The organism is Mesorhizobium sp. SEMIA396, assembly GCF_024518615.1.
Taxonomy (GTDB): Bacteria; Pseudomonadota; Alphaproteobacteria; order Rhizobiales; family Rhizobiaceae; genus Mesorhizobium.
Genome location: NZ_JANIFC010000002.1, coordinates 843,180 through 868,244 on the forward strand (window position 1 = coordinate 843,180; position 25,065 = coordinate 868,244).

At 63.4% G+C, this 25,065-nt stretch carries 37 protein-coding genes; 11 read left to right on the forward strand and 26 right to left on the reverse strand.

The window, feature by feature from the left end; translation table 11 throughout:
- Window positions 1-4: 4 nt before the first annotated feature.
- From NP503_RS09115 to NP503_RS09230, 24 genes are all read right to left on the reverse strand, one after another.
- Window positions 5-292: a hypothetical protein gene (locus NP503_RS09115; RefSeq protein WP_127375049.1), complete on the reverse strand. Its 288-nt coding sequence runs from the start codon at window positions 290-292 to the stop codon at window positions 5-7.
- Window positions 293-355: 63 nt separating this feature from the next.
- Entirely contained in the window at window positions 356-1,726 is a 1,371-nt protein-coding gene (locus NP503_RS09120; protein WP_127266778.1) for a phage major capsid protein, read from the reverse strand.
- 10 nt (window positions 1,727-1,736) lie between these two features.
- Entirely contained in the window at window positions 1,737-2,594 is an 858-nt protein-coding gene (locus NP503_RS09125) for a head maturation protease, ClpP-related (RefSeq protein ID WP_127266777.1), read from the reverse strand.
- Window positions 2,591-3,868, reverse strand: coding sequence for a phage portal protein (locus NP503_RS09130; protein WP_127266776.1), 1,278 nt, complete (start codon window positions 3,866-3,868; stop codon window positions 2,591-2,593). The genes NP503_RS09125 and NP503_RS09130 overlap by 4 nt, the downstream gene beginning before the upstream one ends.
- Window positions 3,869-5,578, reverse strand: coding sequence for a terminase TerL endonuclease subunit (locus NP503_RS09135; RefSeq protein WP_127266775.1), 1,710 nt, complete (start codon window positions 5,576-5,578; stop codon window positions 3,869-3,871).
- On the reverse strand, window positions 5,565-6,050 hold the full coding sequence (locus NP503_RS09140; protein WP_127266774.1) for an AraC family transcriptional regulator: 486 nt from the start codon (window positions 6,048-6,050) through the stop codon (window positions 5,565-5,567). The genes NP503_RS09135 and NP503_RS09140 overlap by 14 nt, the downstream gene beginning before the upstream one ends.
- A 90-nt stretch (window positions 6,051-6,140) precedes the next feature.
- Window positions 6,141-6,434 carry an HNH endonuclease gene (locus tag NP503_RS09145; RefSeq protein WP_127266773.1) on the reverse strand — a complete coding sequence of 98 codons (294 nt, stop codon included), beginning with the start codon at window positions 6,432-6,434 and terminating at the stop codon, window positions 6,141-6,143.
- 144 nt (window positions 6,435-6,578) lie between these two features.
- Window positions 6,579-7,253 carry a transcription termination/antitermination protein NusG gene (locus NP503_RS09150; protein WP_164748672.1) on the reverse strand — a complete coding sequence of 225 codons (675 nt, stop codon included), beginning with the start codon at window positions 7,251-7,253 and terminating at the stop codon, window positions 6,579-6,581.
- Window positions 7,225-8,403, reverse strand: a complete 1,179-nt coding sequence (locus NP503_RS09155; protein ID WP_127266771.1) for a helix-turn-helix domain-containing protein — start codon at window positions 8,401-8,403, stop codon at window positions 7,225-7,227. The genes NP503_RS09150 and NP503_RS09155 overlap by 29 nt, the downstream gene beginning before the upstream one ends.
- Window positions 8,400-9,176 (reverse strand): hypothetical protein, encoded by a 777-nt coding sequence (locus NP503_RS09160; protein ID WP_127266770.1) that lies wholly within the window; start codon window positions 9,174-9,176, stop codon window positions 8,400-8,402. The genes NP503_RS09155 and NP503_RS09160 overlap by 4 nt, the downstream gene beginning before the upstream one ends.
- Window positions 9,177-9,279: 103 nt before the next feature.
- Window positions 9,280-9,840, reverse strand: a complete 561-nt coding sequence (locus NP503_RS09165; protein ID WP_127266769.1) for a hypothetical protein — start codon at window positions 9,838-9,840, stop codon at window positions 9,280-9,282.
- Window positions 9,837-10,130: a hypothetical protein gene (locus tag NP503_RS09170; RefSeq protein ID WP_127266768.1), complete on the reverse strand. Its 294-nt coding sequence runs from the start codon at window positions 10,128-10,130 to the stop codon at window positions 9,837-9,839. Before NP503_RS09170 ends, NP503_RS09165 begins: the two co-directional genes overlap by 4 nt.
- Window positions 10,127-10,495 carry a hypothetical protein gene (locus tag NP503_RS09175; RefSeq protein WP_236383315.1) on the reverse strand — a complete coding sequence of 123 codons (369 nt, stop codon included), beginning with the start codon at window positions 10,493-10,495 and terminating at the stop codon, window positions 10,127-10,129. Before NP503_RS09175 ends, NP503_RS09170 begins: the two co-directional genes overlap by 4 nt.
- Window positions 10,492-10,800, reverse strand: a complete 309-nt coding sequence (locus tag NP503_RS09180; protein ID WP_127266767.1) for a hypothetical protein — start codon at window positions 10,798-10,800, stop codon at window positions 10,492-10,494. Before NP503_RS09180 ends, NP503_RS09175 begins: the two co-directional genes overlap by 4 nt.
- Window positions 10,793-11,521 carry a hypothetical protein gene (locus NP503_RS09185; protein WP_127266766.1) on the reverse strand — a complete coding sequence of 243 codons (729 nt, stop codon included), beginning with the start codon at window positions 11,519-11,521 and terminating at the stop codon, window positions 10,793-10,795. The genes NP503_RS09180 and NP503_RS09185 overlap by 8 nt, the downstream gene beginning before the upstream one ends.
- Window positions 11,518-14,358 carry a DNA methyltransferase gene (locus tag NP503_RS09190; RefSeq protein ID WP_127266765.1) on the reverse strand — a complete coding sequence of 947 codons (2,841 nt, stop codon included), beginning with the start codon at window positions 14,356-14,358 and terminating at the stop codon, window positions 11,518-11,520. Before NP503_RS09190 ends, NP503_RS09185 begins: the two co-directional genes overlap by 4 nt.
- Window positions 14,355-14,789, reverse strand: coding sequence for an N-acetyltransferase (locus NP503_RS09195; protein ID WP_127266764.1), 435 nt, complete (start codon window positions 14,787-14,789; stop codon window positions 14,355-14,357). The genes NP503_RS09190 and NP503_RS09195 overlap by 4 nt, the downstream gene beginning before the upstream one ends.
- The gene (locus tag NP503_RS09200; protein WP_127266763.1) at window positions 14,786-14,998 is read right to left on the reverse strand and encodes a hypothetical protein; all 213 of its coding nucleotides are present in this window, start codon (window positions 14,996-14,998) and stop codon (window positions 14,786-14,788) included. The genes NP503_RS09195 and NP503_RS09200 overlap by 4 nt, the downstream gene beginning before the upstream one ends.
- Window positions 14,995-16,344: an MT-A70 family methyltransferase gene (locus NP503_RS09205; RefSeq protein ID WP_127266782.1), complete on the reverse strand. Its 1,350-nt coding sequence runs from the start codon at window positions 16,342-16,344 to the stop codon at window positions 14,995-14,997. Before NP503_RS09205 ends, NP503_RS09200 begins: the two co-directional genes overlap by 4 nt.
- A 38-nt stretch (window positions 16,345-16,382) precedes the next feature.
- Window positions 16,383-16,697 carry a hypothetical protein gene (locus NP503_RS09210; protein WP_127266762.1) on the reverse strand — a complete coding sequence of 105 codons (315 nt, stop codon included), beginning with the start codon at window positions 16,695-16,697 and terminating at the stop codon, window positions 16,383-16,385.
- A complete protein-coding gene (locus tag NP503_RS09215) occupies window positions 16,694-17,053 on the reverse strand; it encodes an HNH endonuclease signature motif containing protein (protein WP_127266761.1) in 360 nt (119 codons plus the stop codon). Before NP503_RS09215 ends, NP503_RS09210 begins: the two co-directional genes overlap by 4 nt.
- Entirely contained in the window at window positions 17,053-17,493 is a 441-nt protein-coding gene (locus NP503_RS09220; protein ID WP_127269937.1) for a hypothetical protein, read from the reverse strand. Before NP503_RS09220 ends, NP503_RS09215 begins: the two co-directional genes overlap by 1 nt.
- A complete protein-coding gene (locus NP503_RS09225; protein ID WP_127267942.1) occupies window positions 17,493-17,960 on the reverse strand; it encodes a hypothetical protein in 468 nt (155 codons plus the stop codon). Before NP503_RS09225 ends, NP503_RS09220 begins: the two co-directional genes overlap by 1 nt.
- A gap of 123 nt (window positions 17,961-18,083) precedes the next feature.
- Window positions 18,084-18,617, reverse strand: coding sequence for a hypothetical protein (locus tag NP503_RS09230; protein WP_127267943.1), 534 nt, complete (start codon window positions 18,615-18,617; stop codon window positions 18,084-18,086).
- Between the two features lie 26 nt (window positions 18,618-18,643).
- Between NP503_RS09230 and NP503_RS09235 the strand changes: the two genes are divergently transcribed.
- The gene (locus NP503_RS09235; RefSeq protein WP_127269939.1) at window positions 18,644-18,880 is read left to right on the forward strand and encodes a hypothetical protein; all 237 of its coding nucleotides are present in this window, start codon (window positions 18,644-18,646) and stop codon (window positions 18,878-18,880) included.
- 2 nt (window positions 18,881-18,882) lie between these two features.
- On the opposite strand, the gene NP503_RS09240 is transcribed toward NP503_RS09235, so the two are convergent.
- Window positions 18,883-19,086, reverse strand: coding sequence for a helix-turn-helix transcriptional regulator (locus NP503_RS09240; protein ID WP_127267945.1), 204 nt, complete (start codon window positions 19,084-19,086; stop codon window positions 18,883-18,885).
- A 74-nt stretch (window positions 19,087-19,160) separates the two neighbouring features.
- On the opposite strand from NP503_RS09240, the gene NP503_RS09245 reads away from it, so the two are divergent.
- A complete protein-coding gene (locus NP503_RS09245) occupies window positions 19,161-19,829 on the forward strand; it encodes an XRE family transcriptional regulator (RefSeq protein ID WP_164748671.1) in 669 nt (222 codons plus the stop codon).
- Window positions 19,830-19,928: 99 nt separating this feature from the next.
- Here the strand turns inward: NP503_RS09245 and NP503_RS09250 are convergent, their stop codons facing one another.
- Complete coding sequence (locus NP503_RS09250) at window positions 19,929-20,441, reverse strand: zinc ribbon domain-containing protein (protein ID WP_127267947.1); 513 nt, start codon at window positions 20,439-20,441, stop codon at window positions 19,929-19,931.
- A 44-nt stretch (window positions 20,442-20,485) separates the two neighbouring features.
- On the opposite strand from NP503_RS09250, the gene NP503_RS09255 reads away from it, so the two are divergent.
- Genes NP503_RS09255 through NP503_RS09295 form a run of 9 tightly spaced genes read left to right on the forward strand, consistent with a single transcriptional unit; the run spans window position 20,486 to window position 25,061 of the window.
- Window positions 20,486-20,719 (forward strand): hypothetical protein, encoded by a 234-nt coding sequence (locus tag NP503_RS09255; protein ID WP_127267948.1) that lies wholly within the window; start codon window positions 20,486-20,488, stop codon window positions 20,717-20,719.
- A gap of 5 nt (window positions 20,720-20,724) precedes the next feature.
- Entirely contained in the window at window positions 20,725-20,961 is a 237-nt protein-coding gene (locus NP503_RS09260; protein ID WP_127267949.1) for a hypothetical protein, read from the forward strand.
- Window positions 20,961-21,098 carry a hypothetical protein gene (locus tag NP503_RS09265; protein ID WP_164748670.1) on the forward strand — a complete coding sequence of 46 codons (138 nt, stop codon included), beginning with the start codon at window positions 20,961-20,963 and terminating at the stop codon, window positions 21,096-21,098. The genes NP503_RS09260 and NP503_RS09265 overlap by 1 nt, the downstream gene beginning before the upstream one ends.
- Window positions 21,099-21,117: 19 nt before the next feature.
- On the forward strand, window positions 21,118-21,639 hold the full coding sequence (locus NP503_RS09270; RefSeq protein ID WP_127267950.1) for a hypothetical protein: 522 nt from the start codon (window positions 21,118-21,120) through the stop codon (window positions 21,637-21,639).
- 1 nt (window position 21,640) lies between these two features.
- On the forward strand, window positions 21,641-22,771 hold the full coding sequence (locus tag NP503_RS09275; RefSeq protein ID WP_127267951.1) for a DUF5131 family protein: 1,131 nt from the start codon (window positions 21,641-21,643) through the stop codon (window positions 22,769-22,771).
- Entirely contained in the window at window positions 22,768-23,139 is a 372-nt protein-coding gene (locus tag NP503_RS09280) for a DUF4031 domain-containing protein (protein ID WP_127267952.1), read from the forward strand. Before NP503_RS09275 ends, NP503_RS09280 begins: the two co-directional genes overlap by 4 nt.
- The gene (locus NP503_RS09285) at window positions 23,136-23,594 is read left to right on the forward strand and encodes an ASCH domain-containing protein (RefSeq protein ID WP_127267953.1); all 459 of its coding nucleotides are present in this window, start codon (window positions 23,136-23,138) and stop codon (window positions 23,592-23,594) included. The genes NP503_RS09280 and NP503_RS09285 overlap by 4 nt, the downstream gene beginning before the upstream one ends.
- On the forward strand, window positions 23,591-23,881 hold the full coding sequence (locus NP503_RS09290) for a hypothetical protein (protein WP_127267954.1): 291 nt from the start codon (window positions 23,591-23,593) through the stop codon (window positions 23,879-23,881). Before NP503_RS09285 ends, NP503_RS09290 begins: the two co-directional genes overlap by 4 nt.
- A complete protein-coding gene (locus NP503_RS09295; protein ID WP_127267955.1) occupies window positions 23,874-25,061 on the forward strand; it encodes a hypothetical protein in 1,188 nt (395 codons plus the stop codon). Before NP503_RS09290 ends, NP503_RS09295 begins: the two co-directional genes overlap by 8 nt.
- Window positions 25,062-25,065: the final 4 nt, after the last annotated feature.

Genomic DNA, 25,065 nt, shown 5'->3' on the forward strand with positions numbered 1-25,065 from the left:
GCGATCAGTCTTGCCCGACCTCTGGCGATTTCGAGCGGGACTTGGGATGCTGATGGTCCGCTGGCGACGATGACGGCTGTTTGCCGGTGCCAGTCCGGGAACCAGAAGGGCGCGAGGATGCCTTGCCGGCCGCCTCCGCATCCGGGAGGAAAAGACCACCCTCGTAGAGAACCTTCGCGCGGCGGTGGGCAATGGCCGGAAAATCGCCATCCTTGCCGAACCGCGCGCCTTTTTTCACACGGCCCTCCTGGCCGAGCCAGGGCCGCAATGCGGTACCGGAAACATCAGACATCTTCATCTCCCTTGAATGGCCGGGCGGCGTCTGTCGCCGCCCGGATCGATTGGCCCGACCCGATCAAGTCGCCGAGGTGAATCCGCCGTAGATGAAGGCTTCGGGGCGGAACACGGCGAGAGCCACGCGCTCTTCGCAGCGCATGGTGAGCATGTTCTTTTCGAAGTCGTCATTGTTCTCGGTCGCGATCTCGACACCCATCTCCTCGCGATCGTAGAGCTGCGCGCCGCCGGCAAAGGCGCCGGTGAGGAAATTGCCCTCGAAATCGGCAATCTCGGTCGGTACGACAGGGAGGCCCCACAGCGTCGAACCGGCCAAGCGAAGCGGATTGGCGAACACGTACTGGCCGTTTTCGTCCTTGGTCAGCTCGGTTGCCGCCCAATCCATGAAATGCATCACGATGCCGGTTGCCGGCAGCCGCGCCAGTTGCGCCTGCAGCATGGCCAGCCGGATGTCGTCGATCCGGTTGTGATGCGGCACGGTGAACGCCGGCGCGAATGCCTCCGCCTGCGGGATGATGCCGTGCAGATGGACGCCAGTACCGTCGCCGAAGAGGATTTCCTCTTCCTCGACATATTTCAGGCCATAGCGCATTTCGCGGTCGACGTCTGACTGCAACTGCTTGAAGTCGGCCAGGATCTGCTTCGATGCCTTGAAGATGTGGGCGATCGTCGAGACAGGCGTCATCTTGCTGTCGTAGGCGATCGTCGATTCCGGCTTCTTCGTGCCTTCCGACACGACACGCGCCGCATTGGTGAAGCCGGTTTGCTGAACCCAGAAAATAGCCGGGCTCTGGGTCTGGCCGACAGGGATCAGGTCACGCACAAACAAGCGCTGCTTGGGCGCCACCTGAATGCCGGGCAGGATCTGCGGCTGGACGATGCCGGGATTGTCGCCGACCGGATAGTCGACGCTGGTGATTGCGGCATTGACCGAGAAGCGGTGCTTGCCGCGCGCCGAGGACCCCTGTGCGGCGAAATCCTTCGTCTTCTGATCGGCGACCAACTGGGCGCCGATGGTCTTGTGAGCGGACGTCTTGTCGCCCGGGCGGCGAACGATTTCCTGCTCTGCCGCCGTGAGGCGCGCCTGGGCTTCGTTCAAGGCTCCCTTGAGAGACGTCTGCTCGATAAGAAGCTTGTCGACATCGGACTTGGTGGCGGTCAGAAGTTCGCCCTTGTTCTTGACCTCGGCCAGGGCCTCTTCGGCCTTTTTGGACAATTCGTCCGACTTCTGGTTGAACTTGGTGGTGACCTCCGCGAGTTTGTCGGTGAGGGCCTTGAAGTCCTGCGCCGATACTGCCGCCGCACCCTCGGCGATCAGCAAGCCGCTCGAATGATGTGTGGTCAGGATGTCCGGTCCAAGGCCGAAGGCTACGGCGATCACGGCAAGGGTGAGCAGCCCGGCAATCGCCAGGAGCGTATAGGTCTTATTCATTGGATTTCTCCTAGGGGTTGATGTCTATGCGCGACAGGACGTTCATCGCCTGGCGCATTTCGGCTTCACCAACGTCACGTGTGGTGTCATCGGCAACGTCACGTGTGCCGGTCTTCAGTTCGGAAATCAGGCGCTTGCGTTCGGCCTGTGGCAGGCCGGCCTTGGCAAGTGCCAATTCGACCCGGCGAGCGGCTGCGCTGGCGCCGAGTTCAAGGCTGGCCTTGGCGTCCTTGGCGACCTGGTCGGCCGGCAGGAACGCATCGGCAAATCCCTTGTCGACGGCGTCAGAGCCGGCAAGCCAGGTTTCCTTGTCCATCATCTTGGCAATGTCCTTGGCGTCCATACCAGAGCGGGCGGCGTAGACGTCCGCGGACGCCTTATCGAAGGATTGAAGGACATCGGCAATGTCATGCAAGTCGTTGCGATCGCCGACCGCCATTACCCAGGTATTGTGGATCATCAGGAACCCGGCGCGGGGAACCTCGATGCGGTCGCCCGCCATACTGATGATCGAGGCCGCCGATGCGGCCATGCCTAGAACCTTGACGGTCACCTTCTGCTTGTGATCTCGCAGCAGGTTGTAGATGGCGAGGCCTTCCATGAAATCGCCGCCGGGCGAATTGATGTTGACCACGACCTCACGATCGCCAATGGCGCGCAGCGCGCCGGCGATGCGGCGAGCCGTAACGCCATCGCCGAAGAAGTCGGCGCCGATGACGCCGAGGATCGAAATCGTGTTCTCGGTGGTATCGTCGGATGCTGCACGGATGTCGGCCTGCCAGCGACCAAGCGCCGACGGGCAAATTTCAGATCCAAGACCGGAGCGCATGGATATGGCCGGCATCGCCGGCAGGTCACGAACGGTCATGCCGCTTTCCTTTCCTCGCGCTCTTCGATCAGCCAGGCACGCAGCGCATTGCGCACCGAGTTCGCGTCACTTTGCTGCTTTCCGATCTGGTCAAGAGGCACCAGGGCGGACTGGACGGTGAGAACGTCGCCGCCCGGCTTGGGCGCCAGATTGTCGAGCTTTCGCAACTCGTCCCGGGTGCGCAGTCCGTTCTGCGCCAGCGACGACATCAGCGCGGCACGGCCGGCGCTGTCGGCGCGGAGGAGCCCCTCGAAGTTGAATTCGAAATAGATGCCGGCGGCCCTGTCGGTCGGCGTGACCAGGCGCGTGTTTACGGCTGATTCGATGCGCTTTAGGTAGGCCCGCAGACCAAGGATCAGCCAGCCGAGGATGATCTGTTCGACGCCGGAACCCCACATCGTCTGGCCTTCCGAGGCATGGCCGACGAGAATTGGCGGCACACCCATCCAGCGGCAGACATCTTCCACGGAGAAGCCGCGCGCCATGATCAGTTCGGCATCGCGAGGCGTGATGTTGAGCGACTGCCAATCGAAGCCCGGCGGCATGATGATGCCCGAGCCCTGGCCTTCGTGGCCCTCGAAAGGCTTGACGTAATTGTCCATGAACTGCTGGCGTTGATCCTTGTCCATCGTGACCGGCGGCTTCCAGAACCCGCTGTTGCGAAGGCCCTTGGAAAACAGCCGGGCGGACGCCCGTTCCGCCGAGATGGCTGCGCCAAGCGAACGAGCGGCATAGGCGACGGGCGAAAGCCCCTCGTCCTCGTCGTTGGGTGCGAATCCCTTGATGTGGAAGACCTTGTCTTTCGGCAGGTCTTCGTTCTTGCCGCGGTCATTGAACCTATAGAACAGCCGGTCCGACGAATCGCGCAGCGGTGTGGTGTTTTCGGCCTTCATCGGCTGCAGGGCCACCAGCCTGTCACCGATGAATTTTTTCTCGGCATACGAATTGCCGAAGTCGCAAAGCGGGGCGATACGCCCTTCCCAGAACTCCACCGCCGTCTGATCGGCATTCGGCGTGATCTGAAGGATCTCGTAGAGCCGATGGTCCTTTCGCGCCGTGCGCTGATCATTCGATGCTGTCGCGAAGACGCCGGCGGGCAAGGTGGAAATCGTCTCCGAGATCAGCCGCTTCGCCGCCCACCATGTCGACAGCTTCATGGCGCTGTCCGGCGTCACGTTCTGGCCGGAATCGTGGTCGAAGCCCCACATCATACGCCACTTGTCCAGATCGGAGGTGACGTTCAACCGGCCGGTGAGCCATTTCCAGATCGCCATCTACATCACCGCGGCCGGTTGTGAGAGCCATGAAGCAAGATCGACACGTGGCTTTGCCTCCGGGTTCCAGCTCATCAGGATCGCCGCGCAAAGCATGGCGATGACGGGATCGATCTTGGTCCGGCCGGCAGCCTGTTTGGTTGCCATGTTGCCGTTGCCCTTGACTTCGATTTTCACATTTCCGACCGACCAGGCCATCATGGCCGAGCCGTCATGGCTAATCGAATTGTCGCTCAACTTGTGCTCCAGGCCCCACAAGGCCGGAGACAATGCCGGACCCTGGCGCAGCCGGTGCAGCATCAGCCCTGTGATTTCCTTCAAGGCCAGCGCGTCGACGAAGGCGGCGATGTTGTTAGGATCGAAGCCGACCGCGTTCTTTTCAGGCAGCAGGCCGGCATCGAGCAGTCGTTCGGCAATCGCCGCGATTTTCGCCACATAGGCCGAAACCTCGCACAGCGTGAGCGAGCCTTCCTCGACGAAGCCGAGCAGCCGCGGCGCAATCTCCTTACGGATTTCAAGCACCTTCGGATGCGCGAATGCATGGGTCCAGACCAGCCAGCGTCGCGTCACCTTCTCGCGACCGATGACGCAGACGCCGAACAGATCGTCGAGACCGCCGCCATCGGCGCCGACCACGGCCACTTCAGAGCGCCGAATCAGCTCTTCCAGCGTCAGCGTCTCGTCGGCGCATTCTTCCCAATATTCGGCACCGCGCCAGCCGTCGCCGGCGATGCCGACGCCGATCTCGATATTGAGATGCTGGCTGGCCCAGATCTGTTCCGTCTCGGCTGTCGCCGAGCCGTTGTTCTCGTAGTCCTCGATCAGGCGCTGCGGGCTGATCGAGCGGCCGATGTTCGGCAGCAGGTATTTCCAGTGTTTGCGATCGCGCCAGAACGTCTGGTCGCGCTGCTGCTCGGGAGGAAACTCGTATAGGACCGGCAGCATGATCGGCGCCTGGCCGCCCCTGCCGTCGCGTATCTTGCGCGCCTTGTCGAGTTCCGTCTTCCAGATACCGGCCGGCTGTTCGTCCGACTGTGTCGTGATCATCAGCAGTTGGCCACCCTGCATGGTGATGCCGCCGCCCCTGATCTGCTGCATGACCGCCGCGGCCTTCGCTTTCTTGCCCAGCTCGTGCACCTCGTCGATGATCGTCAGGATCGGTATTTCGCCGGTGACGATCGAGGTGTCGAAGGATTTGACGTCGAGCTTCGTGCCGGTCTTGCGGCGCTCGATGCATTTCAGGTGATCCTGCACCTTGAAGATGGCATCGAGCCGAGGATCGAGCCTGATCATGCCCTGCGCCTGGTCGAAACACCGTTCCGAGATGTTCTGGCTGGGCGCGACGATCAGCATCTGTCGGTTCGGCGCTTCCTCCATGAACAGCGCGGTCAGGCCGAGGGCGGCGACATAGGTCGTCTTCGAATTCTTCTTGGGAACCATGCAAAGCAGTTCCCAGACCAGGCGCTGCTTGGTGTCCGGATCCTCGCTCGCCAGGAAGGCGCACAGGATATCGCGGAACCATTCGCCACAGGCCTCAGACAGCGGCGGATTGCCGGGCACGTCTGGCAGCTTCAGCCTGTTGAAGAAAGCCAGCGCCTTGGCCGCCTTCTCCTGGTTGAGCGGGACATCGGCCATTGGCGTCTGTCCGGCCTTGATACGCTCCCACCAATCTGGACAGGCGAACCGCGGCAACGCCTCAATGGCGAGCATTTTGCGCGGCTGCTTCGCTTTCGAGCTCGGCCATCAGATCGGCGTCTGCGGCATGGGCGCGCTGCTCGTCGATCATCTTCTTGCCAACCTTGTCTTTCGATGCCGCCGGCTGGTCGCTGCCCTTGCCCATGGAAGCCTCGATCGTCATGCGGTCGTTGCGGTCGATCATGGCGCCGAGTTCACGCAAGGCCGTGACGTTGCCGGCATTGGCTTGCTCGAGGGCGATCTCAAACCGCCTGGCATCGAGCCGATCGCGCATTGCGTCGCGCTCTTTCATGTCGGCTCTAAAATACCGCTTCAACGTCGCCGGCGAGATGCCAAGAGCGTTGGCGATCCGGATGTTGACCCAGCCCAGCGCCATCAACAGCTTGACTTTGTTGCGATCTTTTTCGGTCGGCTCATACGGCGGACGGCCGCGGTTACCGAAGCCCTCACGAACCGGCTGACCGAACAGGTCAAAATTCGGCTCCATCAGAAAAAAATCTCCGAATGTGGGGGACGCGGGTCCGGCGGGGAGGGGCTTCCGGACTTTCGACCCGCCCCCCCGGTTGGTCGGCGATGGTCAGTACCAGACGCCTCGATGTTGCAGGCTGACCTGCTCGGCCTTCTGCGCTTCGCTGTCGTGCCATTCCTTGGACACGGCTATCAGGTTGTCTTCATCCCAGAACAGCACCTCGTCGCCACGATGTTCCTTGTCGTGGTGGATGACTGGGCTGTTCGGGGCAGGGTGCTTGCCGATCAGCAGCACGCCTGTCTTGCGGCAGGTGTACATGTCGCGAAGCAGGATGCGCTGCCGCACCTGCTGCCAGCGTGCGGTCTTATACCAGCGCCGCCAAGGCGCTGTGTTGCTGCTCATTGTCTGGAATCTTTTCCATTGCGGTGAAGCTGCTCGCTTCACCTGGGTCCGCCTGGCGCTTCCCTCATCCTCACTGGGATGGGTGCGAACACAGCCTCGGAAGCGAATGTGCTTCACGGTTCGGATCGTCCTAGGACGGACTCGCTATTCTGTCTTGCTGAGATTCGCAAGGGGGATCATCGCCGACACGGTGCCGCCGAACAGCATTATGTCGACCCAGAGGGAGGCGTCATTAGCCTCCCGCGATACCGTGCCTTTGCGACCAGCCAATGCGCCATCGGTCACCGTCACTCGATCACCTTCGGCTATAGGCTTGCGCCTCTTCATCTCCTCGGCTGCAAGCTTGCGGCGCTCACGCTCTGAGAGCTTGAGGAAAGCACGAAAGCCATTGATATCGCTTTCCGAAACAGGCTTTGGCTGCATCCATCCGCCGACGATGTCGACAACCTCATCCACTGCCTTGATGCCGATCAGAACACGGTCGGTGTCCGAGACGTAGATCATCAGATAACCGGGCAAAGCAGGGTTGTCCTGTTCTTCCCGCTTGGCCTTGGAACGACCTCCGCGGCGCTTGGGCTGTGTGCTGTCGACCGGCAACCACGTTTCCACGAAGAGTTTCCGCAGAGCTTCATCCACAGCATTTTCATGACCAACCGAAACGCGAAGAACGTACCAGCAGCGCACCGGTCCTGATTCGCCGGCTCCCGCCAGCAGCGCTTGTGCCCTTCGGCTCATGCCCTGCTGCCTGTCCGATTCGGCATAGCAGCGGTCGAGATTGATCACTTCCGCATCACTCAGCCGCTTCACGTCCGCCCGCATCATGGTTTCCTCGCACCGCTTGTTCAAACGTTTCCAATCCTGCCGGCCCGCCAGCCGGCATCCACACCCATTCGACGTGTCCCGGTGCAGGCAGCCAGGGCCAGCCGCGCCGATGGTGCTCGACCTCCCACTCCGTCCAGCGATCGGTGCCGACACGGACCTGCTCCATCATCTCGGCCAAGGGCTGCAGCGTTGCCGCCACCGTCACGCCACCGCCGAAGCGGGCACGGTCGTGCATGGCGTTCACCGCTGGCCATCCGTGCTTGGCCTGACGCTCCAGCTGCAGCGCTTCGCCGTCCATGGTGCCGGCCGCAATTGCGTCCTGCTGGAACCGCGTCATTGGCGGCATGGCGGCTTTCGGCCCGGTCAGCAGTTGCTTCATCCGGGCTGCCTGCCACAGCTTGCCGAAGGGTGCCGCGGTGGCTTCTTGCGCCGGCGCCGTCGCTGCGGCCAGACGCGGCAGGAACGGCACCCACATGCGGTCCTTGATGAAGGTGGCCACGGCGCAGGCCTGCTTGACGCCGGCCTTGCGGCACTCGGCCAGGAACAGCGGCACGCACGGTGCGCACTCGGCTTGGTCGGCGGCGGAAAGCTTGAACCACTCGGCCAGCATCGGCGGCTTGGGCGAGACGTCGAAACGGTCCCATCCCTTGAACGATTTGTAGAAAAGCGCCTCTGATCTTCGTCGATCCTCGCGCTCGCGCTCTCTCTCAAAACTACTGTCAGGTTTTGCTAAACCATCAGTATTTACTAGTGTTGGATTCACCGTCGACGGCATCACCGTCGACGGGTTTTCAGTCTGCGGCAAAGATGCAACACCTTCGCCGGCGGCACTGTCGCGAAGCTCGCGCGGCTCGTCGAAGATGACCAGCGAAAGCTTGCCGAATCGCCCGTCTTCGCGCTCCTGTTCCTTGTCGGCATAGCCGTGCTTGACCAACTCGTTGACGATCTTGCGCGCCTTGTCGCGCCCGCAGCCGCCGCGCCTGGCGATGTCGCCGAGAATGACGGTCCAGTTGTCCGGCTTCGACAGGAGATAGCCCAGCAGCCAGCGCGCCTCCATGGAGAGGCGCACATCTTCGAACACGTGGTTCGGCACCGTGGTGTAGCGGGCATTGCGGACGCCGCGCCGGATGGTGGCTTCCTCGCTCATGCCGCCCTCCGATTGGACAGCGGCAACGGCATCTGCCAAGGGGCAGGAGGTAGCGCGATGGCAATTCCGACAGCATCACAGTAGCGAGCTGCTTCGGTCCAGGAATTGGCATTACGGCCTTGTTTGCGCGCCGCATCGCTCCAGGCCATGCTGTCGGCGCTGTAGAGCAGGGCTCTGACGCCGGGATGGCTGAGCGCGGTGAGCTTGATGCCGAAGCCATGCAGCCGCAGATCGGCCCGCGCGGCATGGATGGCGCTCAGCACCTCGACGATGCGTGCCGGGTCGCCATTGCGCTTGCACACCGAGCCGACACCGACCCACATGTCGGGTTTCAGCCGGTCGCCATACATCTCGATGTGCCGGACATAGTCCTCGGGCGCATAGCCCTGCAGGACCGGCAGGATCGGAAACGGCAAATCTTCCGCGACCAGTAAGTCGTAGCGCTCGATGGTCAGCTTCTGGTGTTCGATTATGGTCAGGCCGGTGCTTTCCAGCGCAATCGGCTCGCACATGTAATCCTGCGCCACGGCGCCAACGATGGTGGCGACGCCATCGGCATGAAGACGGCGCAGTGCGGCGGCGTATTCGGCCACGCTGCTGCGATAGCCGCCATGCTTAACCACCTCGGTAAAAGCACCGCTATCGATCAGCACCTCGCCGCAACCGAGCGGCTTTTTGCGGCCGAGCAACCGCCGCCAGCTGATACAAGCGCGGCCGAAATGCTGACCATCGGATGGCTGGTGTAGTCCGACGTAGAAGAGGACTTCGCTCATTCCGCAGCCTCCGCAAAGGCATGCCGCACCAGCCCATCGCAGCCACCGCCCATGCCGGCGGAGAGAACGACCGTCATCCGGTTGTCGAGTGAAAAGGGTGCGTTCATCGTTCCGCCTTCAGCCATGCGGCGAAGCTGGCGCGCAGCGCTTTCCACGCTTCGCTTGCCGCCCCGCCATTGTTGAGTTCTTTTCGCGATTGCACGCCGAGCAGGCTGCGCACCTTTTGCGCCACGCGCTCGTCGGTCAGTGGCTTTTCCAGCCCATGCCGCTCATGCAGGAACACCTTGAACGCCGGCTCCTGGCACTTCATGCCGCACTCGGCGGCGAAGTTTTTCACGTCGCTCGCCGCCGGTTCGCCGCGCTGCTCGATCTGGCGGCGTGGCGCCGGCTCGCCCCTTAAGTCACGGATCTTGCCGAACGCATCGTCGAGCAGCCGCAGCAGGAAGGCCACGGTGTCCGGCGCATTGCAGACGAAGTCGATCTCGTCGACCGTCGCGGCATCGAAGCGCAGCAGCACCAGCAATTCGCCCATCTCGCCGCGCGCCTCTACGAAGGCTCCGGCCTCGCCATGCACGCGCGTCCAATCGGCCGGCGCGATGGCCGCGAGTGACTCGCGGATGGCGAGCAGCTTTGTCGCGTTGGGCGAGAGAACGGCGGCGTTCATGGCATGCGCCCGTGTTTGCGCATGGCGCGGCCCAAGACCTTCGCCGCCCGTTCCAGCGATTTACGAGCGGCGATCTCGCCTGCACCGAACTTCGCCTGCGCCAAACGGTCGGCCGCGCCGGCAACCTGGCGACACGCCTCCATGATGTCGTCATCGGCCTTGCTGATTGTCCTCGGCTTTGCTGCCGGGATCGCAGCCGCTATTCGCTCGACCTCCGCCATCAGCATTTCGCGCACCACGGGCGCCAGCGCGCGGGCAAGGGGATCGACTTGTCTGCCGAGCGCGGTCATGAAGCACCTCCCGCGAATTCAGCCAGGCCGGCGCGGAACAGTTCGGCACTGGCGGCGAGATCAGCGGGCGGCATGCCTGCGGCATCGCGCACGGCGAGACCAAGCGAAAGCCGCAATGCGACGAAGTTCCAGCCGGCTTCGAACCCAGCCCGGCGACAGGCGGCTGCGATGACCTCGTGATATTTGAGGATCACGGAATCGGGCATGCGGAGCAGGGTGTCGGCGCGCGCGCGATCACCATCGGCATCGTGCAACTCGCGCAGGATCGGGAGCATGAAATCGGTCATCCATCCATCCTCCCGATTGATGATCTCCGCCAATTCCTGCGACTGGCGGTCTTGTTCGGCCTTCCAAGAACCAGTCATCGCGCATCGCCTTCATGCCGCGTTTCACATGGAACGCATGCTGTAACAGGTTGACTAAGCAGTGTTTTCCGCGTCACACGGCGGCGTTTCACATCGGCGAGATAGAAATCCATCGGTCGCAGTCGAAGCGCCTTGCAAAGGGTCAGGAAGCTGCCCACCGTCAGGTTTGAGCGGCTCTGCTTGGCCCGTGTGATCATGGCGACGTTGAGCGCAGGGAAGGCGTCCACAGCTTGGCGGACAGAGACGCCGTCAAGACGGCGGCGCACGGTTGCGGCGAAGCGGTCGCGGTCGAACGGGTCAGCCATTGCCGGCCTCCCGCAGCTTGCGGTCAAGCGCACGCTTCAGCTCCTTCAACTGGCGTTCGGTCTCAGGATCCGGTGCGCGCTCTTTCGGCTCGGGATAATGTGCATCTCCTCGGAGCCGCTTCGCCTCGATCGCGGCTGCATAACAACCTGCTGAATTCTTATCGGGATCGTATTGGGGCGGCTCGCACGGTGCGTGCTTTCCGCCGCCAAAGATGTATTCCCGCCACGGCGTCCAACACCAGGTACCGTCACGGTAGCGGAAAAATCCCCACTTTCGTGATGGTCGCCCAGTCCAGACGATGGTGATGATCTTGCGCCCATCGAAACACGGCAGAGGCGGGGCTCCACGCACCCGCCCGGGCCAGTCGTGCCACCATTCTCCTGAGAAGCGCCCCAGAACCCTGTGCAGGTATCTGGCATTGCGGTGGTGGATGCGAAACGCGCGAACCAGCCTTCGCTTGGTAGCCCATCCCATCTTGAGGGCCACCATTGGCAACTCGGCATGATCGCGATCACTTTCGAGTATCGGGAGCGTGAACTCCTCGACGTAGCTGGTCAGCGGGAACGTCCAGAAATCCCACGGATGGTCATGAGGATTGGGATCGGCATCGCCACGATGGAAGATGTGCAGGCGCAGCCGGCCAAACCATAGACGGGTCATGTACGGCGTCGAATACTCGCCGTCGGTGCCATAGATCGTTTCGCAGCCAAGGAAGGTCACTCCGCCGCCTCCGCAACATTGCCACCGATCACAAGCTCATCGCCATCCTCGCCGTAGGCGTAGAGCAAGCCGTCGTCGAACCCGTTCCATTCGCGTGCAAGGTCGTCATCGGACAGGGTGAGCAACCGATCACGCAGTGCCCGCAACGTGCGCCGGTTGGTGGTTCGCGCCTCGGCGATCGTTTCCGCCACGGCCTCGCGATATTTCTGCTTGCCCTTCGCCTCGACGGCCTGGTCGATCTCATCAATGCCCAGCATGTCGAACATGGTCGGCACGGCGCGCTTGGCTTCCGCCTCGCGGCAGTAGCGCGTGCCGTCGCGAAAATAGGTGTCGGAAAGTTCGGAGGCCTGCCCGCGCCGGCCCTTCAGGATGGCGCGATAGGGCACGGTCATCAGCCCGCCGAACGGGTCGTAGACGATGTCGCCGGGATTGGAGTAGCGGTCGATCAGCCGGTCGACGATGTCGAACTGCAGCGGGCAGACATGCTTTTCCAGGTTGCGGAACGCCTGCTGCCCGTTCAGCGTCAGCATGCGCACCACGTCCGTCCAGATTGCCGGATGCTTCGAAGGCGGATCGAGCGTCATGTAGGTCTTCGACAGGCTGTCGCGCGCGGCCAGTTCCTCGCCCAGCTTCACATGCATCTCGAAATCGTAGATCGCCTCTTCCGAGACTTTTTGGAACAGCGTCCGCAGCGGCTTCGGCCCGAGCCGTACAAGCTCATCGGTGGTCAGCAGCCGGTCGCCTGACGACGGCCAGAAGGCGTGCGCGTCGAGCTGCCAGCGCGCCAGCGTGTAGCCGCTGTCGGGCACCTGCGGCCGGCGGTCGCCATCGCTCCAGCGCTCGTGCTGGCCATCGGCCGCAACCACCAGCGGTTTTGCATGCGCCACCGGCTGGTCGGCATAGCCGCGCGACAGGTCGCTCTGCGGCCGGCGAAACAGCAGCACATATTCCGGACAGCCGACGCCCATCTTGGTGGCGTCCTTCATCATCTCGGAATAGGTCAGCCGGTAGGTCTGGTTGTTCTCCTTCACCACGTCGGTGGCGATGGTGATCATGCCGATGTACTGAAAGCCGTGCTTCAGATAGTGGAAGATCGCCTCGGCGTGGAACGGCGACACGGTGGGCACGCCTTCACCGGTCACCGAGCCGAACAGCACCCGGTCCTTGACATGGATACAGGCCAGCCGGCCGGGCTGCAGGATGCGCAGCAGCTCCGGCGTCAAAAAGTCCATCTGCGCCCAGAAATGGTCGTTGTCGTCGGTGTGGCCGTAGTCGTTGTAGCTCGCCGTGTATTCGTAGTGGTTGGCGAACGGGATCGAGGTGACGATCTCGCCGACGCTGGCGCTTGCCGTCTGGCGCGCCTCCAGCACCGCATCATTGTGGGCGATGACGAACATGTCGCCGCGCTCTTCACGTCTAGCGACGCCGATCGAGCGTGATAGCACGTCGTCGAGCGGCAGGCCGTCGAGTCCATAGCGGAGGATGATCTCCGCCATGCGCGCCATCAGCCGCTCATGCTCGGCCCATTTGCCTTCCAAGTTGCGGCGCACCTCGCGCTCGGCTTCCGAGAAGATGATGTCGATGCGGCATTCCTGCAGCTGGCCGAAGCGCACGATGCGGTGCACCGCCTGGATGAAGTCATGGAACTTGAAGCCGACGCCGACGAAGATCGCCCAGTGGCAGTGTTTCTGGAAATTGTTGCCGGCCCCCGACATTTCCGGCTTGGTGGCCAGGTATTTGAACTTGCCGTCCTTGAAGCCGATGGCGTTCTGTTCGTTCGGGTCCAGCCCCTGCGTGCCATAGATCGAGCGCACGCCCGGCACCACCGCCTCGATCGCCCGCCGCTCATCCTCGAGGTCGTGCCACAGCAGGGCGTGCGAAGCAGGATCCTCGGCAAGCAGCGCGCTCATCTTGTCGATGCGGGCTGCCAGGCTGTCGCGCTTGGCGGCACTGGCCTGCACCACGCCGAGCGCCGTGTTGCGGATCAGCAGGCCTTGCCCATCGCGGTCGTAACCGGCCGTCGAATGGTCGATCGGCACCTCGTGCCAGTTCACCGTCACCGCCGGCAGCACATAGCCGTCGTCGGGAAAGCCGAGATCCGACGGCGATTGCAGGAACACCGCCCAGCTGTGCACCCACAGCCAGAACTCATCTTCCTTGTGCGGGAACAGCGTCAGGTCGCCGGCCGTCTCCGAATTGCGCTGGAAGAACCGCGTCAGCGCCTGGCCGGTGTCCATGATGCCGAGGAAGCCGGCATAGTGAATCAGTTCCTTGGTCCGGTTCGGCGACGGCGTCGCCGTGGCGACGAACTTGAAGCGCACCGCCTTGAACAGCGGCAGGAATGTCTGGAACGTCTTGGTGCCATAGCCGCGCAGCACCGCCGCCTCGTCCAGGCTGGCGGCAACGAAGCGCGACGCGTCGATCTTGCCGGCCAGCACGCTTTCATAATTGGTCAGGTAGATCGTGTCGGCGCTGTCGACCTCGGCATCGCTGCGGATGAATTTCAGCGTGACGCCGAATTCACCCTGGAACCGCTCCGCCGCCTCGGCGAAGAACTCATGCCGCACCCCCAACGGAATGACGATCAATCGCAGCCCGGGCGCGAACTTGCCGATCAGGCGCATCAGCTCGATCTGCATGAACGTCTTGTGCAGCCCGAACGACGCGAAGATGCCGCGGCTGCCGCCCTTCAGCGCCCAGCGCACGATCGCCCGGCAATGCGGGGCACCGGCCGGGTTGATGTCGTCGAGTGCTACATCGAAGCCGTCGGCTTTCGCCAGCTGCATCTTGCCGCGCAGGAAGGTCAGGTAGGGATCGTCGGAGGCGAGCGCGTTCATGCCGGCACCGCCTTGATGTCGCGCCCGAACTGCACCGCAATCTGGGCAAAGCCGCATTTCTCGGCCAGGGCGAACATCCGGGTGTTGTGACAGAGCGCGCCGAAATCCAGTCGCCCCGCGCCCATCGTCGCAGCCGCTGCGGACGTGCGCTCGATCAGGGCCGTGGCGATGCCGAGGCCACGATGCGACGGCTCGACATAGAGCAGATCGAGCCAGACCAGGTCATGGCCTTCCGGCTGGTAGTAGATCGCCATGCCGACCGGCTTTGACCGCTGCCCCGTTCCTTCGAGCGCGAACACGCCCCATTCGAAGCCTGTCAGTTTCTCCCGTCCGGCATCGATCGCCCCCTCAGTGATCATCCTGGCGAAGAAGCGTTTCGCAATCTTCATCCAGTCGGGCGCCAGAGGCACGTTCATGTAACGGATCGTCATGCCGGCCTGCCCTCCGTAGCCTTGGCGAAGGCGGGCACCGCCTTCTGGAGCCTGTCCAGATCACGGCCAATCATCGCGTGCTGAACGCGCAGGGCCGCCAGGTGAGCAGCCATTTGATCCGGCGGGATATCCTCAGTCCGCTTGAGCAAGCTACGCAGCTCAAGCGCGTCGGCGCGGGCGAAGGCGAGATGTTTCGTAAATTCGGTCATGCCGGCACCGCCTTGCGCGGGCGCCCTCGTTTGGAAACAGGTGCCGTCTCTCCGGCTGTCGCACCACTTTCGGCGGCTGCTCGCTCGCAGGTGTCGCTACCCGTCTCTCCGGCTGTCACGCCATTCTCGCTGGCGTTCACGTCCAGTTCTCTCCGCATGACTAAGGCGCTGCAGGCACTGGCAACCCCGCCCACCTTCTCGGCTGCCGCTTCCGGCAAATCTCCAACCTCAAAGCCCCAATGATCCCAGCCCGGCCGTGGCGCGCGGCAGAACAGTTCGATCTTGGCCACTCCGGGGAAAAGCCGCTCGATCGTCTCGGCGAAGAAATCCGGCTTGGCGGAATGCTTTGTCTTGCGCTCGCGGTGCACCGTCTCCGGCTGCGAGCCAGGCAAGGGCGCGGCGACATCGCCGCGGCGGCCGATGAGCAGGATTTCGTGACGGTCGCGGCCCCAATAGCCGGTGCCGGCAACTTCCTTGTCCCAGATCCAGTGATGCACATAGGTGAAGCCGAGCTCGGCCAGCACCCGCAACCCGTCGAGCAGCATCGGGTTGGTCGCCCAGCAATAGATGACGGCGTTTTCGCTGAACGGATCGAGCTGTTTCAACAGATCGATGATCTCGTCGGTCGTCATCGTCGGATAGTGGTTTTCGGCGCTCTTTTCGCGCCCCGTCACTTCCGAGCGGACACCATATTTCCACGGACAATCGAGATAGCCGACCGGATAGGTGCGCTTGAGCTTGCCCGGCGCCGTGGCTCGGCCGTTGGCCCGCACCATGTCCATATGCGTCAGCCGCACGGCGTGGCGCAGCTTCTGCCGCTCGGCACGGATCTCTTTCGCCCGCGCCACGATGTGCTTTTCCTCGCGCGCCAGCACCTCACGCTGCGCCTCGACAGCCAGGTCGGACAGCGCCTCGCCGGCGTGCACGGAAACCCGGCCGTCGCGGATGGCCTCAATCAGTTCGGCCGCACCATGGTCTCGAATGCGCTTGGCGGCGATCACCGCGCGTTCCGAAATCGACAGCCGTCTAGCTGCCTCCCGGGTCGGCAAATTTGCTGACCCGGCGGTGCTCTGGTTGATGCCGATATCCCAGTCGACCAGCCGCGCCGCCACCATGGCGCGTTGGCTCTCCGACAGATGCCGGCGGTGCAAGTTCAGCGACAGCACGAAGCCGAGCGGATCATCGCCGTCATAGTCGACCAAGACCGGCTCGACCTCGGCGAAAACGCACGCGGCATAGCGGTTGCGCCCGTCCAGTATCTTGCCGTCCAGCAGCACGATCGGCTCGCGCTGGCCATAGGTGACGATGTCGTCGGCCATCTCGTGCATTTCCTGCTCCGACAGCATCGGAAACAGTTCGGCCAGCGGGTGCGCTAGAAGGTCGCTCACTTGGCCACCTCTTCGGCAGGCCACACGCCACGCCTGCGAAGCTCCGCTTCCCACCCCTCGCGAACAGGCGTCGAGCAGTGCGCGATCGCGTCTCGCCAGGTCGGCCAGCGGCCGTTATCGGCATAGAACGCATACTGGTAGTAGAGGCTTTGCGCGTTGTGCGGCTCGTCTGAACCGTGCGCTGGACGATGGCCGCACACATGACACGCGTCCAACGCGGGAGGCATGAGGCCACAAGAGGCCTCCCGATCTTCGGTCACCTCACCCGTGGCCATGTCGACGACTTGGATTTTCCCAGGGAGGGCCTTCATTTCTTCACCGCCTTCCGCCGCCTGCGCTTCCGCCGCACCACGCCGTTGGCGGCGTCACGCCGTTTCTGGTTTTCGATGTGACTGACCATCTCCAGATGATCCGGATTGACGCAGCGCCGGTTGTGGCACTTGTGGTCGATCTGCTTGTTGCGCGGCACATAGCCGAATTCATTGGTGAAGCTGACTATGTGAGCGGCGACCGTGCGGTCGTTCAGCTTCATGCGAGGATAGCCGCCGCCGCGACCGGTGCCGCTGTCGCCCATAGTCCAGAACCAGCACGGCGTGCTGAAACCGCCATCGCGGATATCGATGGCGGCGTTGATACGCTCTGCGATGTGGGCGCGGCGGTCGAACATCAGGACACCTTCGCCATGCGATAGGACCCGGGGTTGCGCGACGCCGGTCGCACCACGGTTGTGACTAGGCCGGTGTCGATCAGCTCGGCCATGTAGTCGCTGCCATGCCCGGCACTGATCCTGGCGGCGCTGGCGAACTCGCGCAGGCCGCCGCTCACCACGCCTGCGGCATTGGCTTCCCTGCGCATGACGTTCCACAGCTTTGCGGCCTGGCTCGAAACGCCGTGCTGGCGGGCGAACGCATCGGCGCAAAAGCCGGTGTCATCCGGCGGCTCGTCAACGATCGCTTCGAAGTGCCGCTGCACGAAGGTCGTAGAGCTGACCCCCGCCTTGCGCGCGGCGGCTTCGATCTTGAGGTTCGTCAACCGGTCGCACTTCACCGAGAACCGGTAAAAGCTGTCGGCGCGCTCTTCGGGGTCACGGCGGGCAAGGCTGGCCATCACGCTGCCACCTTCCGGCGCGCCCGGTAGAGCGAGCTGATGCCTTCGTCGATCTCGCGAACCGCCGCCCGCTTTGCCGCGGCGATGTCGGAACGCCCGGCGACGACTGCCGCGAGCGATGTCACCGCCTCGCTGGTTTCCTTGTGCACGTCGGCCAGGTCATCGACCCCGACGGCTGCCGGCGGTTCCGGTTCAAGCGGCACGAGCGTGTAGCCGAGCATGTTGGCCAGCTCTTCCAGCATCATCGGCGCGCCGAGCTGCCGATCGAGTGCCACGATGACGGCGGCGTTGATGAAGTTCGGCTCCGAGCGGGAGCCGTATTTCGACAGCATGTCGGTCGGCACGCCCGCGACGTGCTGGAAGACGCCAGGTCCGCCGGCGAGCTTGATCAGCTGCTCGGTGCGCGCCTTGATCCGAATGCGATCTTCGGCCGTGGTCAGGAAAAGGGCAGGGTCGAGCTTGGACATGGCAGCTTCCGGACAAAGCAAAGCCGTCAAGGAATTTTTCTTGCGAAAAGATTCCGTGCAGGCAGGAAGGGGTTTGATTCAGTGTGCGGGCGTCAGTTCACGGAGGCCCGCAAGCAGATGCACTCATGGTCCGCCACCTCGAAATCGGTTTGCCGCCCGGCGCGCATGCGCGCCGGCGAGATCGTCATCCAGATCGGCCACCGCACGGGCCAACACCCCGGCGCCGATCATCGTGGCGTATTCGGTCAGCGCCAGGGCGACGGCGCGCGCGTTCGTGCAGCGCTCGTAGGCGGCGACCGCGCGCACCAGCACCATCACATGGTCGGGCAGCAGGATCGCGTTGCTGGAAAGATCAGGCGCGCCGGCCGAAGAGGCATCAACTGCCGGCGCGCTGTCCTGGCCGGCACGAACGCTAGCCGGACAGGAGGACCCGTCCTCCGAAGCACGCAGTGCGCAGGAGGATTCAGTGAAATGGGCAAAGGGGGCGCCGCCCAGGGAGGAGCCGGACGGCGCGGCTGCGGCTTGGGAGGCCAACGCAGCGGGGAATTCATAGTCGACGGCGCCAGCCTGGCGCGGCACGAGGCGTTCGGTGAAGCCGACACCGGCAAGCCGTGCGCCACGATCGGCAAGAGCAGGAGAGGCGAGGCGCTGGCTCATGCTGGCACCGCAATCTCGGGTGCACGATGATGGCCGACAGAAGCAAGCTGACCGAACCGACCATCATCTTCGACACGTTCTGCACAAGCGTCGATGTCGATGCGCACGAAGAGTTCGTCAGGCTGACAGGGTGCGATGAAGTACCGGTCGTCGGCTACGACGGCCCGGAACTGCGCATCGTCGCGCGCATGGTGCTGCCGCGCGAAACCGCGCGAGACCTGGCGGTTGATCTGCGAAGACAACTCGCGAAGCGGGAGCGCTGAAATCATGCCGCGTCCTCCGCTGCCGGGTTGGCGATCAACCGCTCGAGCAAACGCTTCACAGGGCGGCTCGGCTCGGAACCTGTCTCGATCCGGGAGACGGTGGCCTGGTCTACGCCGAGTTCATCCGCCAGCTGCTGCTGCGTCCACTTGCGACTGGCGCGCAGGGCCTTGACGGACTCTCCAGTGATCGGTGCGGCGATGTTCATGGCGCGCAGTTATGCGCAACGCATACTCACCTGTCAATGCCCTGCGCATAATGAAATTCCTCAGAGTGCATATCATGGCTGAAGAAATCCACGACAGACTGAAGGCTTCCCGACTCGCTGCCGGCTTCCGAAGCGTGCGCGAGGCGGCAACCTCGCTAGGCATCCCCTATCAGACCTATGCGTCGCACGAAAATGGCAATCGGGCGTTCGACAACCAGGCCGCAGCGCAATATGCGCGTCGGTTCAAGGTCTCGATCGACTGGCTTCTGACCGGCCGTGGCGAAGCGCCAGAGGCGATGCCGTCGCTGGTGCCGCTGATGGGCTACGTCGGCGCCGGCGCTGAGGTTGAGCCGGATTTCGAACAGGTCCCGGAAGAGGGCATGGAACAGATAGAGGTTCCTTTCCCCCTGCCAGCCGACATGATCGCGTTGCAAGTGCGGGGTGATTCGATGCTTCCGCAGTTTCGCAACGGCGTGATCATCATTGTCTATAGGGAACAGCGCAGGTCGACCGAAAGCTTCTTTGGTGAGGAAGCAGCCGTGCGCACGACTGACGGCCGCCGCTTCATCAAGACGATCCTGCGCGGCACCACCGGCGTCAACCTGATCTCGTGGAACGCACCCGCCATCGAGAATGTGCATCTTGCATGGGTCGGCGAAATTTTCACCTATTTCCCGGCGACGGCTATCCGGCGCATCGAAAAGCAGGGCGGCATCCAGGGGCAACTCAGATTGAGAGCTTAAGCCGAATTATGCTCTGTGTATAATTTCCTTTGACTTGATATTATGCAATGTGCATAGTCACCTCCACTCGCAATCCCGCGATGGAGGCATGGCGTGTCGCTATCTCATCCAGTTGCCGTCAACGACAGAGCCGAGGTCTTCCTCGAGGCTGCCTTTGACCATGGCCACGCCGGTGCCGTCGGCCGCGGCGACCTGGCAATAGGCCGCCATTGCGATTCCGACGTGTATCTTGGTACCGACCAGCGTCCATCGCGCCGTGACCACTTCGACAAACGCACCGTTGATTGCCCCGATACTGCTACGCCGGATATCTCGAATGATGCCGGCGTCCCTGGCCTGATCCAGAACCTGTTGGCCGTTCCAGCCCTTGCAAATGTCGGCGCCCGCGACCTTCGGCGCTTCCGCCTGGTTCCCGCCCTTGTGCAGGCCAACCCACACCAGCACGGCGAGAGCCGGAATAATGAACCATTTCGAGAGCGCCTTCTTTGCCGGCGCATCCGGAGGTCCGCGCGTCGCGTTGCCGGCGAAGTCATGCCGGCAGAACCGGCAGATGCGCGCGTCGCGCTGAACTGTTTCCGCGCACTCCGGGCAAGTCTTGGTGTCGCCCTCCATAGTTCCCCCCCACAGCATTTTCCCCAACGAGAAAGGATAGTCCTATGATCACCTTCCAGCAACCGCCCATCGGCTCGCTGTCCACTTCCCCCGCAGTCTTCACCCAAGGCATCGTCGAGCTGATGGCCGATAAGATGCTGGAAATGGGCATGAACGGCACGGCGGTCACCGCCGACAGCCTGGCCGAACATTCCAGCTTCACCCGCGCCCAGATCGAGGAACACGGCCACGAAGCGGCGGACCTCGCCAAGTCGCGCGCCGTCCACAGGCTGGACTGACGGCCATGCAAACCGTCGCCGAACGTCTGATCGCGGTGGCCGGCCAGTCCGCCGAGATGGAAGCGTGGATTTCCCGCCAGCTTATGGCCGGCCAGAAACCATCGCAGATCCTGGCCGAACTGGGGCAGGGCGGTTTCGACCGCGCCTGCGCCACCCTGGCCAACGTGCACACACGCCTCGCGCTGGCATCGGCCTTCACCTTCGCGCTGGCTTTCGTCAGCGTCGCCGTGGGGCTGCGCTGATGAAGCCCCGCGTGCGCTGCCCGAACTTTCCCGAATGCCGCTGCGGCGACGACTGCACCGACCGCAGCGACACCCGCATGCTGCGCCTGCTGTTCGGCCTCTTCATCACCGGCACCGCGCCATCGGCGCAGGGCTGATTTACGTGGGAATGCGCTCATGAACCAGTCCGTCACGCAGCCTTGGGTGCAAGGCATCAGCTTCATGCAGCAGACCGTGCTGCTCACCGCTATTCGCGGCCCTGACGGCATAGGCAAGTATCATCCGTGCAAGTTCATGCTGCGCTGGTTTCGCCGATGCGTCCTGCTCTCGGCGATGGACGGCCGGGCGCTGACCGACCCTGCCGAACGCAACGGCGGCTCGTTCACCGGCCCCAGCTACGAGGCAACGGTCAGGCCGGTATACAAGGAATGGTATGGGCCGATGGACAAGATCGTCGGTGACTATCTGCGCTCACTCGACGAGTTGCCGCACCATTTCCAGATGCACTTCCTGCATGCGGTTCAGATTGTCGGCTTCAAGCATCCCGACGAGGTAATCCGCAGCTGGTGGGCGCAGGTCTATCTGCGGCTGGTCAACGACCTGCATCTGCACCCGGAGAGCGAAGCCGAAATGGATCGCCGCCTCGGCGACAATCGAGCCCAATGGCTCGAACGCAACGACGCTGCGACGGTGGATTGAGATGGCTGACAAATCCGCCATCGAATGGACCGACGCGACGTGGAATCCTGTCGTCGGCTGCACCATCGTCTCGCCCGGCTGTACGCGTTGCTACGCCATGGGCATGGCCGCCCGTATCGAGGCGATGACGAAGGCGCTGCAGGCCAAGGGCCAGACCGGCGCGCCGCATTACAACGGCACGACGCGCAAGGTGAACGGCAACACCATCTGGACCGGCAAGCTGGCCATGGCGCCCAACCACATCGTCTTGGAGCCGCTGGCCTGGCGCGCCCCGCGCCGCATCTTCGTCAACTCCATGGGCGATCTCTTCCACGAGAACGTTCCCGACGACTGGATCGACAAGGTGTTCGCCGTCATGGCGCTGGCGCCGCATCACACCTTCCAGGTGCTGACCAAGCGCGCGAGGCGGATGCGGTCATACATAAGAAGTCTTCCAAACCGCGATGATATCGTCGGCAAAGCTGCGGCTCATCTATGGGGCGGCACGGATCCTGACGGGGTTTTCGATGCTGCAATGCATGCGGTGCGTATGCCGCTGCCGAACGTCTGGCTTGGCGTCTCCGCCGAGCGCCAGCAGGAAGCCGACGAGCGCATCCCGGATCTGCTGGCGACGCCGGCAGCAATCCGCTTCGTCTCCGCCGAGCCGTTGCTTGGGCCAATCGACTTTACGCGCATGCGCCCTCCGGTCGACAAGCAGGTGTATGGCTTCCCTAACCTCGACGCGCTGCGCGGGAGTTGGTTTGTCGATGGCCATAGGCCAGACGAAGAGATGCCAGACACCGGCGTCCGCCTCCACTGGATCATAGTCGGCGGCGAGAGCGGTCATAAGAGCCGCGCAATGCACCCGGCCTGGGCGCGGTCAATCCGCGAGCAGTGCGCAGCGGCCGGCGTGCCGTTTTTCTTCAAGCAGTGGGGAGAGTGGCGCCCATCGACGCCAGAGCTTGCTTACGGGAACCCGCGATCGGGGTGGCGCTGTCTAGCCGCGCACCCGCATCTGCCGCGTCCGCACGAACTCTATCCCGAGGCTGGCGCCGAATTCGTCGAACACGTCGGCAAGAAAGCCGCCGGCCGGTTGCTCGACGGCGTCGAGCACAACGCCATGCCCGAACTGCGGGAGGTACTGGCGCTATGAGCGTTTACGTCGACAACGCCAAACATCCATTCGGTCGTCTTCTCATGTGCCACATGTGGGCAGACACGCGCGCAGAACTGTTCGCCATGGCGGACCGCATCGGCGTCCAGCGCAAGTGGTTCCAGCGCCCGGCCGGGCTTGGCGTCGCCGGCATGGATGCAACGTGGGAGCATTTCGACATCGCTCAATCGAAGCGTGCTCTGGCCGTCGCAGCCGGCGCGATCGAGACAGATAAATATGGCCCGGTCGAGCACACCGCCCGGCTGAAAGGCGACCAGGTGAAGCTCGAGCAGATAGCGGAGCTTCGCGCCAAGGGCTTCGGTGCCGGCGCAAGGCCCGCTGATCCAAAGCAGGGAGCGCTGCTATGATCGAGCTTCCCGACCTCGCCATTTCCGTCCGCCAGCCATGGCCATGGGCGATGATGCACTGTGGCAAGGATATCGAAAACCGCGACTGGCCGACGAAGATCAGGGGCCGTGTCTGTCTGCATGCCGCCAAGGGCATGACGCGCGACGAGTACGAAGACTGCCTCGCCACAATCCATGAGATTAGTCTGACGCACCCTTTCAAGCCGGGCTTGATGCTGCCGGCATTCGAGGAACTGCCGCGGGGCGGCATCGTCGGAACGGTCGACATAGTCGATTGCGTCGCTGAAAGCGCCAGCCCGTGGTTCTTCGGTCGCTATGGATTTGTTCTGCGCAACGTCGAGCTGCTTGACGAGTTCATCCCCGTCAAAGGCGCCCTCGGCTTTTTCAGATGGCGTGACAACCTCAATGCCGTGCCGGTGTTAAAGGCAGCGCCAAGACAGGGGAGCCTGCTATGACACAGACTCATGCTCCACAACCGTCATCCGTCCGCTTCCCAGTGCAGCCGCGCCTGGTGCCGGCGATCAAGGCGGCGCGCTATCTGCACCTGACGCTGCCGGAATTCATGGAATTGCTGCCGGCGCTGCAGCATCAGGGTTTTCCACGGGCTTGCCCGATCACCGGCAATTACGACCTGGTGGCGATCGACGCATGGCAGGACAAGCGCTCTGGCCTTGCCGGATCAGGATCCGGCGCGCAGTCTAGCGCCGAAATCGCAAGAGCGAGGCTGGCGACCCTTGGCTAAGATCAAGCTGAAGCACTACGTCATCCGCAAGGGCAAGTACGGCTACTGGCTTCCGACGCCGAAGATGGTCGAGGCGGGCTTCGAATGCATCTCCTGCGGCACGGATGGGCCGGATGCATGGGCGATTGCCAGGCAATGGGAAGACCGCTGGCAGGAATTCCGCAAGGGCAGGGAGCCGCCGCGCCTGCATGTCTGGCCGAAGGATTCGATCGGCGACGCCTTTACCCGCTATCGTAAGATGGATGCCTGGAAGCGCAAGCCGCCGCGCACGCGTGAAGACTGGGAACGTGGCTGGACGTTCATCGAGCCGTACTTCGCCGACCTGCCGCCGGCCGACATCACGCTCGAGCTGCTCGACGACTGGTATGGCCGCCTGCTGCGCGTCAGGGGCGTCGACATCGCCTATCGCGCCATGAAGACGTGGCGGTCGCTCTACAACGTCATGGCCGGAATGAAGCTGTGCCCGCCCAAGGCCGACCCCTCGCAGGCGATCCGCCGCCAGACGCCGCCGCCGCGTCACCAGACGTGGACGGAAGGCGAAGTGGTGCGCATGGTCAAGGGCGCCTGGCGCGCCGGCTACCGCGGCCTCGCCTGCATCATCGCCGTCGCGTGGGACACCAGCTTCTCGCCGGTCGACGTGCGCACGCTGACCCCGGCGCAGGCGATGCAGACGGCGCAGGAATGGGGTTTTCTCATCGCGCGCACCAAGAGCGGCGAGGCGGCTTTCGGCACGCTGTCGCCGCGCACCCAGCGCCTGGTGCTGGCCTACATCGAATCGCTCGGCGTCACGCTGCTCGACGATGCGCCGATCTTCCGCTCGCGCGGCTTTGAACCGGGACCGAAGGGCGGCCGGCCGCGCGCCGGCGTGCCCTACACCAAGGACTCGCTCGTCGACGATTTCGCCGACCTGCGCAAACTGGTGTTCGGGGCTGGGGAAAAGCGCCGGCTCATGGACATGCGGCGTTCGGGCGCGGTCGAGGCCAACGCCGGCGGCGCATCGGTCGAGGCGATCTCGGCCAAGATGGGTAATTCGATCGATGAGAACAAGGCGCTGCAGAAGACCTATATGCCGGTCAACCTGGCAGCCGTCCGTTCCGCCGATGCCAGCCGCCGCGAAGGCAGGAAACTGCTTGGTCAGGAACGGAATGAATACAAAAAGTTGAAACTCTCCGGAAAATGAGAGT